The organism is Aliiroseovarius sp. M344 (assembly GCF_025140835.1).
Classification (GTDB): domain Bacteria; phylum Pseudomonadota; class Alphaproteobacteria; order Rhodobacterales; family Rhodobacteraceae; genus Aliiroseovarius.
This window is the reverse complement of the sequence record NZ_CP081153.1, coordinates 950,555-966,862: the sequence shown is the minus strand read 5'-3', so window position 1 is coordinate 966,862 and position 16,308 is coordinate 950,555. Positions and strand designations below refer to the sequence as shown.

Here is a 16,308-nt window from a genome sequence, read left to right as displayed (position 1 = left end):
TGCTCCTACAACGACATACACGACAAAAATGTCGAGACAAGACAGGGAGAGACGCTGATGGGCTGGATGGCAGACGAAACGGGGCTGGAGAAATGTGCGGCCAACTTTGTGCCCCTGACGCCGCTGTCTCACCTCAGACGTGCGGCGCGGGTTTTCCCAAACAGGGAAGCTCTGGTTTATGGCTCACGGCGACTGACCTATCGGGACTATTACGAACGGGTGACGCGGCTGGCATCCGCGCTGACAACGAACGGGGTCACACCCGGCGATGTCGTCGCAACACTTCTGCCCAACACCTTGGCTCATGTCGAAGCCAGCTTCGCCATCCCGGCTTGTGGTGCAGTTCTGAACACCATCAATACGCGTTTAGACGTAGACACCGTCGCCTATATCTTCGCTCACGGAGGGGCACGTGCGGTGCTGGTGGACACGCCGCTTTTGCCTCTGGCCGAGAAAGCGATTGAACAAATGAAGGCCGACGGCGCCACTGCAACGCCGATGATTATCGAGGTCGCAGACCCTGACGCAGGCTTCCCGGCCACCGGGCGCTTTACAGAATATGAAGATCTGGTCACGAGTGGTTCTGCCGACTTCAACTGGATTATGCCTGAGGATGAATGGGAAAGCCTTGCGCTGAACTACACCTCTGGCACGACGGGCCGGCCCAAAGGGGTCGTCTGTCACCATCGGGGCGCTTACCTGATGACGATGGGGACCCCAATAAGTTGGGGCATGACACTGTATCCGCGTTACTTGACCATCGTGCCGCTGTTTCACTGCAACAACTGGAATCACAGTTGGATGATGCCGGTTCTGGGCGGGACTATCATTTGCTGCCGCGACATCACGGCTAAGGCGATCTATGACGCAATTGCCGATGAAGGTGTGACCCATTTTGGCGGTGCGCCCATCGTGCTGAACATGATTGTGAATGCGCCCAACCAGGCTCGCCGCGATTTTGACCACACCGTGCAAGTGTTTACCGCCGGCGCTCCGCCAGCGGCGGCCACCCTGGCCGCCATCGAGCCTTTGGGATTCAATGTCACGCAGGTTTATGGTTTGACCGAGACGTATGGGCACGTCACCGAATGCTTGTGGAACGGACCGGAGTGGGACGCGCTGCCGCAGGATGAAAAAGCGGCCATGAAAGCCCGCACAGGTATCGCCATGCCTCAGATGGAAGATATCACTGTGATGTTCCCCGACACGATGGAACAAGTACCGATGGATGGTGAAGCGATTGGTGAAATCATGATCCGTGGAAATTCGGTGATGAAAGGCTATCTGAAGAATCCAGAGGCCACCCGTGACGCGTTCCAAGGGGGCTACTTCCACTCTGGTGACATCGCGCATCAAACGCCGGACGGATACATCCGTATCACGGATCGGGCAAAGGACATCATCATCTCGGGCGGCGAAAACGTCAGCTCGGTCGAGGTCGAAGGCGCTTTGATGCACCACCCGGCCGTCAGCTTGTGTGCGGTTGTGGCCAAACCGGATGATAAATGGGGTGAAGTACCTTGCGCATTTGTCGAATTGAAAGACGGCGCTGCCGTTACCGAAGACGAGTTGATTGCATTCGTGCGCGGTCGTTTGGCCGGGTTCAAGACCCCCAAGATGATCGAGTTTTGCGAGTTGCCAAAAACCTCAACCGGGAAAATCCAGAAGTTCGAATTGCGTGATCGTTTGCGGAACGCGCCCTGACCCACCACGCGCATTGCCCCAACGACGGCAACCGACTATCCTGCCGATAATGATAACGAGCAGGCGAGACCCGTCCAGAACATGACGGCCCTCACAAAATATCAACGGCTGGAAGCAGCCGGGCTGTGGCGCAGCGCTCCTGAGGCGCAGCGGCGTGATGTTATTGTGTCACTCGGCGATGCCACACTTACCATCACGGACATGCATGACGTGGCGCTGACCCACTGGTCCCTGCCCGCGCTCATCCGGTTAAATCCATCAGAGCGCCCCGCGCTTTATTCGCCCGGCAACGATGCCACGGAAGAATTGGAGATCGAGGACGAGACGCTCATCAAGGCGATTGAAAAGGTACGCAGGGTTGTTGAACGACGTCGCCCCCATCCCGGACGATTGCGTCATTGGGTGACTGCCGGTGTGTTTGGTCTGTTGGTTGCCCTTGGTGTTTTCTGGATGCCCAATGCGCTCAGGGATTACACGGTTTCAGTGGTACCTGATCCTACTCGCGACGCCATCGGGCAACGCATCCTAAACCGAATTGGGCGCGTTGCAGGCCAGAAATGCGATGGGCGGAATGGACAAAGCGCGCTCGAACAATTGGGGGTCCGTGTGCTGGACACAGAAGCGCCACGGGTCATCGTACTGTCGACCGGGGTTCAGACCGCGACCCATCTGCCGGGCCACATCACGCTTTTGAATCGCGCCCTGATCGAAGATTTTGAAGAACCAGATGTCGTGGCGGGTTTTCTTCTGGCAGAAGACATGCGCCGCCAAAATACGGACCCGATGAAAGCGTTGTTAGAGCATGCTGGCCTGAAAGCCACCGCACAGCTTCTGACGACGGGCGATCTGCCTGACGGCGTGATTGACAGCTATGCCGAAGATTTGCTGACCGCGGCCCCCACGCCGCTTGACAACGACGCGTTGCTTGGCCGGTTCGAGAAAGCAGGCCTGCGGTCGACCCCTTACGCTTATGCGATTGATCTGACAGGCGAAAGCACGCTTGACCTTATCGAGGCCGATCCAATTGCGCTGGCGGATGCAGCACCGCTGCTTACCGATGCAGACTGGGTGCGTTTGCAGGGAATCTGCGGCGAATAGCGGTCGCGACGAACGCCCGGTGCTATTTGGTGCCGAACATCCGGTCGCCTGCATCCCCAAGACCGGGCACGATATAGCCCTTATCGTTCAGTTTCTCATCCAACGCGGCCGTAATAATCGGCACATCAGGATGCGCCTCTTTCATGCGCGCCACGCCTTCCGGGGCGGCCAGCAGGCACATGAACCGAATGTCACGCGCACCGGCCTTTTTCAACAGATCAACTGCGGCGGCCGAGCTGTTGCCGGTGGCCAGCATCGGATCGACGGCAATGACCAGCCGATCCTCCAACGCTTCTGGCACTTTGAAATAGTATTGCACAGGCTCCAGCGTCTCTTCGTCACGGTAAAGCCCGACAAAGCCAACCCGGGCTGACGGGATCAATTCCAGTACACCGTCCAACAGACCGTTGCCTGCGCGCAGGATGGACACGAGTGCCAGTTTACGCCCGGCCAGAACCGGGGCATCCATTTCCTGCATCGGGGTTGTGATCCGCTGGGTTTCCATCGGCAATTCGCGCGTCACTTCATAGGCCAGAAGCTGGCTGATCTCACGCAGCAGCTGACGAAAATGGTTGGTCGGCGTGGTCTCGTCGCGCATCAGAGTCAGCTTGTGCTGAATCAAAGGGTGTTTCACGACGGTCAGATGGTCAAACATCTTGAGCCTCCAATATTTTTCGCACACGGGTGCGGGTCGTTTCATCACAAAATGCCGCGTCGATTGCGGCCAGGTTCAGAGCTTGGAAATCCGCAGCGTCCCAGCCAAACTGGCGCGACAGATCCTCATATTCCTTCACCATATCGGTGCGGAAAAATGGCGGGTCGTCCGTCGAAACGGTGACCTTTACGCCCTTGTCCCGCAACTTGGCGATGGGGTGGTCGCCAAGATCAGAATAGACGCCCAAAAAGACATTCGATCCCGGACAGACTTCAAGCGTGATATCGTCTTCAATCAGGCGGTCTATCAGTGCCAGATCTTCAATCGCCCGCACGCCATGCCCGATCCGCTGGACCTTCAAATGATCCAAGGCGTCGCGCACTTCCTGCGGGCCGTTCCATTCGCCGGCATGCGTGGTCAGTTGCAAACCAGCCTCGCGCGCCATGTCGAAAGCATAGGCAAAATCGCTTTGTTTGCCTGACTTTTCGTCGCCACCCATGCCGAAACCGGTGATGAAGCCGCCTGCGGTTTCTTGTGCACAACGCGCCGTTTCGCGGGCGGCGTCGGGGCCAAAATGGCGCACCGCCGTTATAACCCCGCGCAGGGTGATGCCCGCATCGCGTTCAGCTTCGTTTGCGGCATCTTCAATCGCAGCAAGATAATCACGCCAGGCGCTGACATCACGCCCACCGCAAAAATCGGGGGAAATGAAGGTTTCAAGATAGATGACCCCTGCCTCGGCGCATTTTTCCAGAACGGCTTTGGTCAGTCGCGCATAGTCTGTCGGGCTTTTGAGGACTGAGGTTGCAGCTTCATAGACCTCTAGGAAGTGCCAGAAATCGCGGTAGGCATAGCCGCCGTCTTCAGCAAATATACCCGACAGATCGACACTTTTTTCTTTCGCCAAACCCTTGATGAGATCGGGCGGTGCTGCACCCTCAATATGGGTGTGCAGTTCAACTTTCGGCAGTGACTGATAGCTCATAAAAACGACTTCCCTGCGCCACGGGCGTCTAATCCCAGATGATCGGCGACTGATGCCCCAATGTCGGAAAAACCGCAAATGCCTATTTCCCGAAGACCAAGCCCTGCGCCTACCACCGGCACACGTTCACGAGTGTGATCGGTTCCAACCCATGTGGGATCGTTGCCGTGATCGGCGGTAAAGAGCACCACGTCGCCCGCGCGCATCTTGGCGAACACGCGCGGCAGTTCGGCGTCGAACCATTCCAAAGCACGAGCGTATCCCGAGACGTCGCGCCGGTGCCCGTATTTGGAGTCGAACTCCACGAAATTGGCAAACACAAAGTCGCCGTCCTGCGCGGTGTCCATCGACGCGACCAGATGCTCCATCAAGTCAGCGTCTGCACCTTTCTTCAAAGTGCTGATCCCGCGATGGGCAAAGATGTCGCCGATCTTGCCGATGGCGTGCACGTTGCGGCCCGCATCTTGCACCCAGTCACATAAGGTCGGGCTGGGCGGCGTCATCGCGAAATCGCGACGGTTTGTCGTGCGTTTGAAGCCCTCGGCTTCGGACCCAATGAAGGGTCGGGCGATGGCACGTCCGACTTGCATGGCATGCACCATGGGTGCAATCGCCTCGCACAGACCGACCAAACGATCGAGGCCGAATGTTTCCTCATGTGCCGCAATCTGAATAACACTGTCGACCGAGGTATAGACGATGGGCCAACCCGTGCGCAGGTGCTCACCCCCCAACTCGTCCAGAATTGCGGTGCCAGAGGCGTGTTTGTTACCCAAAATTCCGTCTACACCCGCGATCTCGCAGATTTTCTGGGTAAGCTCTTCGGGAAAGGCTGGTTGGGTGTCGGGGAAATACCCCCAATCCCAAGGGACCGGCACGCCGGCGATCTCCCAATGGCCTGACGGCGTATCTTTTCCGTTGGATATTTCCTGCGCAGCACCCCACAAACCCTGCGGCACAGCCGTCAACCCGGGCGTTTCATCGCCCGAGGCCAGACGGATCGCGGCACCCAGCCCCAACCCATCCAAGTTTGGCATTTTTAGCGGTCCGCTGCGGCCATCCCTGGCCTGTCCAGCAGCACAGGCTTGTGCAATATGCGCCAGCGTGTTGGCCCCTGTATCGGGGACAGTCTTGTCATTGAAAAACGCGTGCGCGTCGGGTGCCCCACCACAACCTGCACTGTCCAAGACGATCAGAAAAGCACGGGTCATGTATTCACCATATGCTCGGTCCCGAACGCACCAGGCAGAAGCTCGGCCATCGACATGGTCAAGCTTTCGCCACTCAGCGTCATCATGGTGATCGTGGCATCAGCATCCGCAAACTCCGCCAGTTTCTGACGGCATCCTCCGCAGGGCGTCACTGGCAGAGGGGCGTCAGCGATCACCACAACCTCGACCACTTTTCGGTCACCTGCCAAAGCCATCGCGGCGATTGCACCAGCCTCGGCGCACGTTCCTTCGGGATACGCTATGTTTTCGACATTGCAGCCCGAATAAACTGCCCCCGATGCGCACCGCAGCGCTGCACCTACCTTGAAATTCGAGTAAGGCGCATAAGCATTTTCGCGGGCGGTCTTCGCAGCGTCCAATAGCGACATCGGACCTCCAGATCGGTTTCGATTTTGATCCAGACACCGTGGCGCGAGGCGACGCCGGATGCAAGGCCAAACCGTGCCCGAGTTGACCTGCAGACAAATACCTGCGCTATCCTATGGTTGCGCAAGCAGGCTTGATTGCCCAATGCGGCCTGCTATATGGCGGCTATGAAAGTAGTTTAAAGTTAAACTTCCCGGAGGAGGACACCGTGAGCGACGACAATTACCCCCGCAAACGCGCCTTGGATTACCATGAATTTCCAAAGCCCGGGAAGCTGGAAATCCGCCCAACCAAGCCCATGGCAAACGGGCGTGACCTAAGCCTTGCATATTCCCCCGGCGTGGCCGAAGCCTGTCTTGAGATCAAGAATGATCCTTCTACGGCAAGCCGTTACACCGCTCGTGGCAATCTGGTTGCCGTGGTCTCAAACGGCACCGCGGTGTTGGGGCTTGGCAATATCGGCGCACTTGCCTCCAAGCCCGTGATGGAAGGCAAGGCAGTTTTGTTCAAGAAATTCGCCAATATCGATTGCTTTGACATCGAACTGGACCAAAAAGATCCTGAAAAGTTGGCCGAGATCGTTTGCGCAATGGAGCCAAGCTTCGGCGCGATCAATCTTGAAGACATCAAGGCGCCCGATTGTTTCATCGTTGAACAAATTTGTCGCGAACGTATGAACATCCCGGTTTTCCACGACGATCAACACGGCACGGCCATCGTTGTCGGCGCGGCAGCCACCAACGCGATGCAGGTCACAGGCAAGTCCTTCGACCAGATCAAGGTGGTATCCACCGGCGGTGGCGCGGCTGGGATTGCCTGCTTGAACATGCTGTTGAAATTGGGCGTGAAACGAGAAAACGTCTGGCTGTGTGACATCGAAGGATTGGTCTATGAGGGCCGCGAAGCGGAAATGACGCCGCAAAAGTCAGCCTATGCTCAAGGCGCCAGCCCGGCCACTTTGGATGATGTGATCGAAGGCGCGGACGTGTTTCTTGGCCTGTCTGGCCCTGGTGTTTTGACGCCAGCAATGGTCGCAAAAATGGCCAAACGCCCTATTGTATTCGCCCTTGCAAACCCGACGCCTGAAATCATGCCGGACGAGGTGCGGTCGGTCGCACCAGACGCCATTATCGCCACGGGTCGGTCCGATTTCCCAAATCAGGTTAACAACGTTTTGTGTTTTCCATTCATCTTCCGTGGCGCGCTTGACGTGGGCGCAACCGAGATCAATGACGCCATGCAACTGGGATGTATCGAAGGGATCGCCGCCCTGGCGCGCGCCACAACCTCTGCCGAAGCCGCCGCTGCCTATAAAGGCGAACAACTGAGCTTCGGCGAGCACTATCTGATCCCGAAACCTTTTGACCCACGCCTTATGGGGGTGGTCGCGACAGCCGTTGCCAAGGCTGCGATGGAAAGTGGCGTGGCCACGCGTCCCGTCGAAGATATTGCGGCTTACAAGAAAACTCTGGACGGATCGGTATTCCGTTCGGCCCTCATCATGCGCCCCGTCTTTGAGGCCGCCGCGACCGCAGAACGTCGGATCGTGTTTGCTGAAGGCGAGGATGAACGGGTGCTGCGCGCTGCCAATGCGATGTTGGAGGAAACAACAGACGCCCCCATTCTGATTGGTCGACCGGACGTAATCGCGCAGCGCTGCGAACGGGCCGGCCTGTCAATCAAGCCGGGCGAAGATTTCCAGATTGTGAACCCCGAACGCGATGATCGCTATCGCGACTATTGGAGCGCTTATCATCAGATCATGGCCCGTCAAGGTACTACACCTGATCTGGCCAAAGCCATCATGCGCACGAACACCACTGCCATTGGCGCCATCATGGTTCATTTGGGCCAAGCGGACAGCGTTATTGCCGGTACGTTCGGGCAGTATCTGTGGCACCTCAATTATATCAGGCAGATCCTCGGAACGGATCAGTTGCACCCGGTGGGCGCGCTGAGCCTGATGATCTTGCAGGACGGTCCGCTTTTCATCGCGGACACGCATGTTCACAACATCCCGACCGCGGAACAGATCGCGGAGTCCGTCTGTGCGGCCGCCCGGCATGTCCGCCGTTTCGGCGTCGAACCAAAAATCGCGCTGTGTTCTTATTCGCAGTTTGGCAACCATGATGGCGACAGCGGCGAGCGTGCGCGCGGGGCCTTGAAAATTTTGGACAGCCGTCCGCGCGATTTCGCCTATGAGGGCGAGATGCATGTTGACGCCGCGCTAGACGTGGATGTGCGCCAACATATCTTCCCGGACGCCCGTTTTGAGGGGCCGGCAAACACACTGGTGTTTGCCAATGCAGATGCGGCCAGCGCTGTTCGCAACACGTTGAAGGTCAAAGGGGGTGGGCTTGAGGTTGGGCCGATCCTGATGGGCATGGGCAACCGTGCCCATATTGTCACCCCGTCAATCACCGCACGTGGATTGCTGAACATGTCTGCGGTCGCAGGCACCCCCGTCGCACGATATGGCTAAGGCGACTCGGGGTTGCTAATATTTGCAAGTCAGAGTTTGCAGTTTTGCAAATTCTGACTTTTTCAAACCTTAGGTGCCTATTTACCTGAGGTTTGCAAAAATTTGCAGGCCTTTTTCTGCCGGATTGCAAATTGTTGGCGCAAAACCGTCGCACCGTGGCACGCCGCGCTTGCCCTACCGACAGTTCGAGGCGTAACACTTCTTACCAAGGGAAATTGGAGGAAGTGCACCATGGCATACAAAGACGTTTACGCTGCGTGGCAGGCTGACCCGGAAACTTTCTGGATGGATGCGGCCAAGGCTATCACGTGGGACAAGCCGCCCTCAAAAGCGCTCTTTGACGAAAACGCGCCGCTTTATGAGTGGTTCTCGGATGGTATGGTGAACACCTGCTACAACGCCGTCGACCGCCATGTTGAGAATGGGCGCGGCGACCAAGTGGCCATCATTTATGACAGCCCGATCACCGGACGCCAAGCCAAGATTACCTTTGCCCAGCTGCAAACCCGTGTCGCGGCGCTTGCAGGCGCGCTCAAAGCCAAGGGCATCGAAAAGGGCGACCGCATCATCATCTATATGCCGATGGTCCCCGAGGCCCTAATGGCGATGCTTGCCGCAACCCGCATTGGCGCGGTGCATTCCGTGGTATTTGGTGGATTTGCATCAAACGAACTGGCCGTACGTATTGACGACGCCAAGCCAAAGGCGATCATCGCCGCATCCTGCGGTATCGAACCGGGCCGGGTCATAGCCTACAAACCACTTCTGGACGGCGCGATCGACATTGCGTCGCACAAGCCCGATTTCACCGTGATCCTTCAGCGAGAAGAGGCCACCGCCGATCTGATTCCGGGCCGCGATTACAGCTGGACCGAACTGGAGGCCAGCGCCACCCCCGCCGACTGTGTGCCCGTTGAGGGCAATCATCCGGCCTACATCCTCTATACCTCTGGCACGACCGGCCAACCAAAAGGCGTGATCCGCCATACTGGTGGTCACTTGGTTGCGCTGAACTGGACGATGAAGAACCTTTATAATGTCGACCCCGGTGACGTGTTCTGGGCGGCATCCGATGTGGGCTGGGTCGTTGGCCACAGCTATATTACATATGGCCCGTTGGTGCATGGCAACACTACCATCGTGTTTGAGGGCAAACCTGTCGGAACGCCTGATGCAGGCACCTTCTGGCGCGTGATCTCGGAACATAATGTCAAAAGCTTCTTCACGGCCCCCACCGCATTCCGCGCCGTGAAACGTGAAGACCCTAAAGGCGAGTTCGTAAAGAAATACGATCTGTCCTGCTTGAAGCAAGTCTATCTGGCTGGGGAACGCGCAGACCCTGACACCATCGTCTGGGCGCAGGACCAACTTAAGGTTCCCGTAATTGACCACTGGTGGCAGACCGAAACCGGCTTCGCGATCGCAGCGAACCCGCTGGGTATCGAGGAATTGCCGGTCAAGCTGGGCTCGCCTTCTGTGCCGATGCCGGGTTTCGACGTGCAAATTCTGGATGAAGGCGGCCATCCAATGCCCGCAGGCGAACTGGGCGCGATTGCGATCAAACTGCCCCTGCCCCCCGGCACGCTGCCCACCCTGTGGAACGCTGAAGAGCGCTATAAGTCGAGCTATCTGAACACGTTCCCCGGCTACTATGAAACGGGCGACGCGGGTTATAAGGATGAGGATGGATACCTTTACATCATGGCGCGCACCGATGATGTGATCAACGTTGCCGGCCACCGCCTGTCCACCGGCGGGATGGAAGAGGTTTTGGCAAGCCACCCGGACGTGGCCGAATGCGCCGTCATCGGTGTTACCGATCAGTTGAAAGGCCAGTTGCCCTTGGGCATGATTTGCCTGAATGCTGGCACGGATCGACCGGACGCCGAGGTGACCGCAGAATGCGTCAAGCTGGTGCGCGAGAAGATCGGGCCCGTGGCCGCGTTCAAACTGTGTATCGTGGTGGATCGCCTGCCGAAAACCCGGTCAGGCAAAATTCTGCGCGCGACCATGGTGTCGATCGCCGACGGCAAAGATTACAAAATGCCTGCCACTATCGACGACCCAGCCATTCTGGAAGAAATCCAGGAAGCGCTGCAAAGTCTCGGGTACTCAAAGTAATGCCCGCTAATAAGTAGAAAAATGCTCCTCCAAACTACGTTTGGGGGAGTTTTTTTTAGCTTTTCGATGGCCACTTCGCTAAAACCAAACCGGGAACCGTTGCAGGTTCAAATATCCGGGGGGGAGTGATGGCGATGGACGAACGGGGCAATCCCAGCGCTGCCTCATTGAACACAACCAAAGCTGACGCAATTGTTGGGCGCGCCTTGGTCATGGTTTTGGCGCCACCAGATTTCACCGACCTGTTTCCCGGCCCGGTTTTTGAGAGCCTGGGCTGCGAAGCTGCCTATGCTAACTCGATTTCGGAAGCGAAAGCTATCACAGAAGACAAGCCAGTTGATGTCATCATCCTGCCTTTGCGTGTGAATAACCGCAGCGTCTTGCCGCTGATCCGCGATTTTCTGAAGGGGGATGCTGACCAGGCAATTATTGTTGTGTCGCAAAGCGACGAAATCAATGATGCGGCAGAGGCCATGCGACTGGGTGCGTTGGACTGCATCTTTGTACCTTTTACGCAAAACCGTCTTCAAAAGACCGTTGGCAATGTTCTCCAAAAAATCAAAAGGCGCGCGGTGGTTTCGTCACGCCGCAACCCCGTCAAGCCTAGCGCTAAGACGCTGCCTGCCACTTCGGTCGCGTCTGTCACTGCCGACGCGCGCTGGGTCAGGCACGGTATGGTCTTGTCAGACATGTCGATGAAGCCGGTGCTGAAGGCGCTCGACACGATCGCGTCGTCCAGTGCTCCTGTCTTCATTCAGGGCGAAACGGGCACAGGCAAGGAGGTTCTTGCCCGCGCTCTGCACGCGGAAAGTGGCCGGTCCGGCGGACCGTTCATCGTTGTCGACTGCGCGCGACTGCAGCCAGACACGCTGGCCAAGCGGGTTTTCTCGGACAACCGAATGACATCGCGCGGCGCCGCAAATGCAGCTGATGGCGTCACGCTTTTTCTGGACGGCATTGCCCGCACTGATCTGCGGGTTCAGAAGCAACTGATGCGGTTTCTGGAGAGCGGCGAGATCGACCCTCTAGGGTCGACCGATTCAGCCAAGGTTGATGCACGTATCATCTGCGCCAGTGCAGAAAATGCCCGCACTGAAATCGACGCTGGTCGGCTGCGCGAAGACCTGTATTACCGCTTGCATGTCGTGCCGATCCTGCTGCCGCCGCTCCGAGATCGGGGCCAGGATATTCTGGCCATCGCCAACAGCAAACTGGTGCAAACAGCCCGGCAAGAGGGGCGGCGGTTCCGTGGATTCACCGCTGATGCCGCTGACATTCTGATGTCGCATCGTTGGCCCGGCAATGTGCGTCAATTGATCAACGTCGTCTGGAACATCGTTTTGCACCACGATGCGGATCTGGTCACCGCCGAGATGTTGCCGGTCGATCTTTTGACTGGACAATCTGCCAATCCAAACGTGCAAATGCCACCTCGGGTGCTGGCTGATACCGGCTTACTGGGGCGACCACTGGCGGAAATCGAACGCATAGTGATCGAAGAAACGATCCGGGCACAGGGTGGATCGATCCCGCGCGCAGCACAAGTTTTGGAAGTTTCACCGTCGACGATCTATCGCAAGCGCGACGGGTGGGCGCGCGATTAGCTGCCCAGTCAGACAAACTGCTCGCGGATCAGCCTTTCTTCCAGACCGTGACCGGGATCAAACAGGATGCGGTGGGCAATCTCGTTGTTCGATTTGATCTCAACCAAAACGACATCACGCACTGATCTGCCGTCGGCATCGGCCATCACAGGGCGCTTTTCGTGTTCAAGAACGTCAAATTGCACCACTGCATTTTTGGGAAGAAGCGCACCCCGCCAGCGACGAGGGCGAAAAGCAGCCATTGCGGTCAGCGCCAGAACGTCCGATCCAATAGGTAAGATCGGGCCGTGCGCCGAGTAGTTATAGGCCGTCGATCCAGCCGCAGTACACAAAAGCGCACCATCGCAGACGAGTTCCGGCAGACGAACGCGCCCATCAACGCTGATCTGCAGTTTCGCGGCTTGCGGACCAGCACGCAGAAGGCTGACCTCGTTGATGGCCAGCGCCTTATGCACTTTTCCGTCCGCCCCTTCGGCCCGCATCGCAAGCGGGTTTATCACCGCTTCCTCGGCGGCGATTAGTCGTTCGATTAGATCGTCAGGCGAATATTCATTCATCAGAAATCCGACGGTCCCGCGGTTCATTCCATAGACAGGGGCCGGTAACTCTTGGGTGTCGTGCAGGGTTTGCAGCATGAACCCGTCACCGCCCAGCGCGACGATGACGTCGGCTTTGTCCACTGGTTTGTTACCATAACGAGTTACCAATTCTTCTTTCGCGATCTGCGAAATCTGCGCATCGCTGGCGACAAAAGCGATATTCTGGCTCATTGCTAGGTTTCCGATCCGTATCCCTTGGTTTCCGAAAGAAACACATGTTTCCGTAAAGTGCCAGAAATTGCCGCGTCTTTCCGCAGCCATGTCGCTTTCCGGTCTTTGCGTTTGGCGGTGTTTCCGATAGGAAACGCCAACAACTGGCTTCCAACCCAAGGATTACACCCATGACTGCTTCCCGTGACCAAGGCTTCTTTACCGAATCCCTCGCCACCCGCGACCCTGAGCTTTTCGGGTCGATCACTGACGAACTTGGTCGCCAACGCGACGAGATCGAGCTGATCGCGTCGGAAAATATCGTGTCCGCCGCCGTAATGGAGGCTCAGGGCTCGGTTCTGACCAACAAATATGCCGAAGGTTACCCGGGCCGCCGCTACTATGGCGGTTGCCAGTTTGTGGATGTGGCCGAGAATCTGGCCATCGACCGCGCCAAGGCGTTGTTTGGCTGCGAGTTTGCTAATGTGCAGCCCAACTCGGGTTCGCAGGCGAACCAAGGTGCCTTCATGGCGATGATCCAACCGGGTGATACGATTCTGGGCATGAACCTCGCATCGGGCGGGCACCTGACGCACGGCGCGGCTCCGAACCAATCGGGCAAGTGGTTCAACGCGGTGCAATACGGTGTGCGCAAGCAGGACAACCTGATCGACTATGACGAGGTTCAGGCGCTGGCCACGGAACACCAACCGAAGCTGATCATCGCGGGCGGCTCGGCCATTCCGCGTCAAATCGACTTCGCAAAGTTCCGCGAAATCGCGGACAGTGTTGGCGCGTTCTTATTGGTTGATATGGCTCACTTTGCCGGTCTGGTCGCCGCGGGCGAACACCCCTCGCCCTTCCCATATGCGGATGTGGCCACAACGACGACCCACAAAACCCTGCGTGGTCCGCGCGGCGGCATGATCCTGACCAACCGCGAGGATCTGGCCAAGAAAATCAATTCGGCCATCTTCCCCGGCATTCAGGGTGGGCCCCTAATGCACGTGATCGCCGCCAAAGCTGTCGCGTTCGGAGAGGCGTTGCGCCCCGAATTCAAAGCCTACCAGAAACAAGTGCGCGCCAACGCAGTCGCTCTGGCTGATCAGTTGATGAAGGGCGGCCTGGACATCGTAACCGGCGGCACCGACACCCACGTCATGCTGGTCGACCTGCGCCCCAAAGGCGTGACCGGTAATATCGTCGACAAAGCGCTTGGCCGCGCCCACATCACTTGCAACAAAAACGGTATCCCGTTTGACCCGGAAAAACCGACAGTTACTTCGGGCATCCGTCTGGGCACCCCCGCCGGTACCACACGCGGTTTTGGCGAAGCCGAGTTCCGCGAGATTGCAGACCTTATCGTTGAAGTGGTCGACGGTCTGGCAGCCAATGGCGAAGACGGCAATGGCGCCGTTGAAGACGCGGTGAAAGCCAAAGTTGCCACGCTCTGCGCCCGGTTCCCGCTGTATCCCAACCTTTAAGCGGCTAAGCGCACGGATTTAGTGTGGTGAAAGATAAACGGCCCCGGCGACACGTCGGGGCCTTCTTCTTTTTAATGGTGAGGATCGACAACGAAATCACCAGTCAAACCAGCTTGCGCCAGATGATCACGCCGGCCACCAGTGCCGCGATGATAAAAAGGTTGAAAAATACACTGGCAGATACATTGACAGCAATGCCACGTCGGCGGTCCCACGCATCCAAGTTTAACAGGTGGCTCTCAATCGCATTGGCCGCTTTCTCAAGCCGCTTGGCATCAACCTGCCGCCCCAACCGGGGATGAGAGGCCAATTTCAATGCCTCGATCAGTGTCGCGCCTTCGCGACGCAGGTGGCGTGGCAACAACCGTCCCGCCCGGCGCAACTTGGTTTCGAAACCCGCGCCGCGGATGTCCAGTCGCTCTTCCAGCAGCCGGGACAGCCGATCTGTCCGTGCGTGAATGTCCACGTCGCTGTTCGCCTTTCACGATCCCTCTTTCGCGCCACCATACCGGCATCGCACCGGCATCCGAAAGTGTCTAACTGCATAAAAAGGGCTTCAAGCCCAATCAGCCCCGGGCTATCAAACCTTATGCTTGAGATGCAAACATATGGCACCGATACGGTGCTGCCGCCGATCCTGATTGCCCACGGGCTTTTTGGCTCGGCCCGCAATTGGGGCGTCATCGCGAAACGCCTGTCCGCAACACGCCGCGTTGTCAGCGTGGATATGCGCAATCACGGTCAAAGCCCATGGAGCGACAGTCACAGCTATCCCGATCTTGCCGGTGATTTGGCCGAGGTCGTGGCAGCCAGCGGTGGACCGGTCGATGTGATCGGACATTCGATGGGCGGTAAGGCCGCGATGGTCTTTGCGAATGCTCAACCTGATATGGTCCGGCGTCTGCTGGTCGCGGATATCGCGCCCATCGCCTACACACACAGTCAGCAATCAATGATCACTGCCATGCGCAGCATCGACCTGTCGCAAGTGAAAACCCGAGGCGATGCGGATCGGCAATTGGCACATGTGCTTGACGAGCCATCTGTCCGAGCGTTTCTTTTGCAATCGCTTGACGTGAAAGCGCAGGAATGGCGTTTGAACTTGGATGTGCTTGAAAAGGATATGGGGCTTATCGTTGGGTTCCCCGAACTGCAGGGGCAGTTTGATGGTCCCACCCTGTTTTTGTCTGGTGCGATCTCTGACTATGTCTTGCCGGACCATCGGGGCATCATCAAAGAGCTTTTTCCGAAGGCTAAGCATGCCAAGATACCGCAAGCTGGTCACTGGTTGCACGCCGAGAAACCGCGCGACTTTGAAGCTGCTGCACTTGCTTTCTTGAGCGCCTGACCAGTCTAAGCCGAATGGGCGCAGTGCCTAACAAACGGGTTGGACCTGATCAGTGGGTCCAGGGACCCCGGCGTTTGGTGGCGAAATTTTCGCCATACCCGCCTGGGCGAATGTTGGGTTTGCGTTTGTGCGGTTCTTGAACAACAGCTTCAATGCCATGTGCGCGCGCATAGCTAAGTGCTGCCGCTTTCGTATCGAACTTCAGACGCACCTGGCTTTGAGTGTCTGAAGAACTTGTCCACCCCATCAACGGATCGACTTCCCGCGATTCGTCGGCCGCATATTCCAAAAGCCAGACCTTGGTCTTGCCTAGCCCTGACGACATGGCATTGCGAGCGGGTTGATAGATACGTGCACGCATCCGGGATCTCCTTGAAAGCTTGTGCAGTTTATCCGGCATGCGAGGCCGTAATTCAAGCAGATTTGGCACAGAAACGGTGGATGCACGCCACACACTGCGGCTTCCAGCCCAGCTGCGGG

General features: G+C 57.5%; 14 protein-coding genes. 7 read left to right on the top strand and 7 right to left on the bottom strand.

The window, feature by feature from the left end; all coding sequences use genetic code 11:
• Nucleotides 1-57 precede the first annotated feature (57 nt).
• Together K3556_RS04685 and K3556_RS04680 are read left to right on the top strand one after the other, a co-directional pair.
• A complete protein-coding gene (locus tag K3556_RS04685) occupies nt 58-1,704 on the top strand; it encodes an AMP-binding protein (RefSeq protein ID WP_260519171.1) in 1,647 nt (548 codons plus the stop codon).
• Between the two features lie 81 nt (nt 1,705-1,785).
• The gene (locus K3556_RS04680) at nt 1,786-2,802 is read left to right on the top strand and encodes a hypothetical protein (protein WP_260518572.1); all 1,017 of its coding nucleotides are present in this window, start codon (nt 1,786-1,788) and stop codon (nt 2,800-2,802) included.
• Nucleotides 2,803-2,824: 22 nt separating this feature from the next.
• Here K3556_RS04680 and upp read toward each other — a convergent pair whose 3' ends face one another.
• From upp to K3556_RS04660, 4 genes are read right to left on the bottom strand one after another with little or no spacing between them, the layout of a single operon-like run.
• The gene (upp, locus tag K3556_RS04675) at nt 2,825-3,457 is read right to left on the bottom strand and encodes a uracil phosphoribosyltransferase (RefSeq protein WP_260518571.1); all 633 of its coding nucleotides are present in this window, start codon (nt 3,455-3,457) and stop codon (nt 2,825-2,827) included.
• Nucleotides 3,450-4,442 carry an adenosine deaminase gene (locus K3556_RS04670; RefSeq protein ID WP_260518570.1) on the bottom strand — a complete coding sequence of 331 codons (993 nt, stop codon included), beginning with the start codon at nt 4,440-4,442 and terminating at the stop codon, nt 3,450-3,452. The genes upp and K3556_RS04670 overlap by 8 nt, the downstream gene beginning before the upstream one ends.
• Complete coding sequence (locus K3556_RS04665) at nt 4,439-5,653, bottom strand: phosphopentomutase (protein ID WP_260518569.1); 1,215 nt, start codon at nt 5,651-5,653, stop codon at nt 4,439-4,441. The genes K3556_RS04670 and K3556_RS04665 overlap by 4 nt, the downstream gene beginning before the upstream one ends.
• Nucleotides 5,650-6,042 (bottom strand): cytidine deaminase, encoded by a 393-nt coding sequence (locus K3556_RS04660; RefSeq protein ID WP_260518568.1) that lies wholly within the window; start codon nt 6,040-6,042, stop codon nt 5,650-5,652. Before K3556_RS04660 ends, K3556_RS04665 begins: the two co-directional genes overlap by 4 nt.
• A 206-nt stretch (nt 6,043-6,248) precedes the next feature.
• On the opposite strand from K3556_RS04660, the gene K3556_RS04655 reads away from it, so the two are divergent.
• From K3556_RS04655 to K3556_RS04645, 3 genes are all read left to right on the top strand, one after another.
• Nucleotides 6,249-8,522: an NADP-dependent malic enzyme gene (locus K3556_RS04655; RefSeq protein WP_260518567.1), complete on the top strand. Its 2,274-nt coding sequence runs from the start codon at nt 6,249-6,251 to the stop codon at nt 8,520-8,522.
• A 231-nt stretch (nt 8,523-8,753) separates the two neighbouring features.
• Nucleotides 8,754-10,643, top strand: a complete 1,890-nt coding sequence (locus tag K3556_RS04650; protein ID WP_260518566.1) for a propionyl-CoA synthetase — start codon at nt 8,754-8,756, stop codon at nt 10,641-10,643.
• A gap of 128 nt (nt 10,644-10,771) precedes the next feature.
• On the top strand, nt 10,772-12,247 hold the full coding sequence (locus tag K3556_RS04645) for a sigma-54-dependent transcriptional regulator (RefSeq protein ID WP_260518565.1): 1,476 nt from the start codon (nt 10,772-10,774) through the stop codon (nt 12,245-12,247).
• An 8-nt stretch (nt 12,248-12,255) separates the two neighbouring features.
• On the opposite strand, the gene K3556_RS04640 is transcribed toward K3556_RS04645, so the two are convergent.
• Entirely contained in the window at nt 12,256-13,017 is a 762-nt protein-coding gene (locus K3556_RS04640) for an NAD kinase (RefSeq protein ID WP_260518564.1), read from the bottom strand.
• Between the two features lie 170 nt (nt 13,018-13,187).
• On the opposite strand from K3556_RS04640, the gene glyA reads away from it, so the two are divergent.
• Nucleotides 13,188-14,480 (top strand): serine hydroxymethyltransferase, encoded by a 1,293-nt coding sequence (glyA, locus tag K3556_RS04635; RefSeq protein WP_260518563.1) that lies wholly within the window; start codon nt 13,188-13,190, stop codon nt 14,478-14,480.
• A gap of 103 nt (nt 14,481-14,583) precedes the next feature.
• Here the strand turns inward: glyA and K3556_RS04630 are convergent, their stop codons facing one another.
• The gene (locus tag K3556_RS04630) at nt 14,584-14,946 is read right to left on the bottom strand and encodes a hypothetical protein (RefSeq protein WP_260518562.1); all 363 of its coding nucleotides are present in this window, start codon (nt 14,944-14,946) and stop codon (nt 14,584-14,586) included.
• A 123-nt stretch (nt 14,947-15,069) separates the two neighbouring features.
• On the opposite strand from K3556_RS04630, the gene K3556_RS04625 reads away from it, so the two are divergent.
• Complete coding sequence (locus K3556_RS04625) at nt 15,070-15,828, top strand: alpha/beta fold hydrolase (RefSeq protein ID WP_260518561.1); 759 nt, start codon at nt 15,070-15,072, stop codon at nt 15,826-15,828.
• A 49-nt stretch (nt 15,829-15,877) separates the two neighbouring features.
• On the opposite strand, the gene K3556_RS04620 is transcribed toward K3556_RS04625, so the two are convergent.
• Nucleotides 15,878-16,189 carry an ETC complex I subunit gene (locus K3556_RS04620; RefSeq protein WP_260518560.1) on the bottom strand — a complete coding sequence of 104 codons (312 nt, stop codon included), beginning with the start codon at nt 16,187-16,189 and terminating at the stop codon, nt 15,878-15,880.
• Nucleotides 16,190-16,308 lie beyond the last annotated feature (119 nt).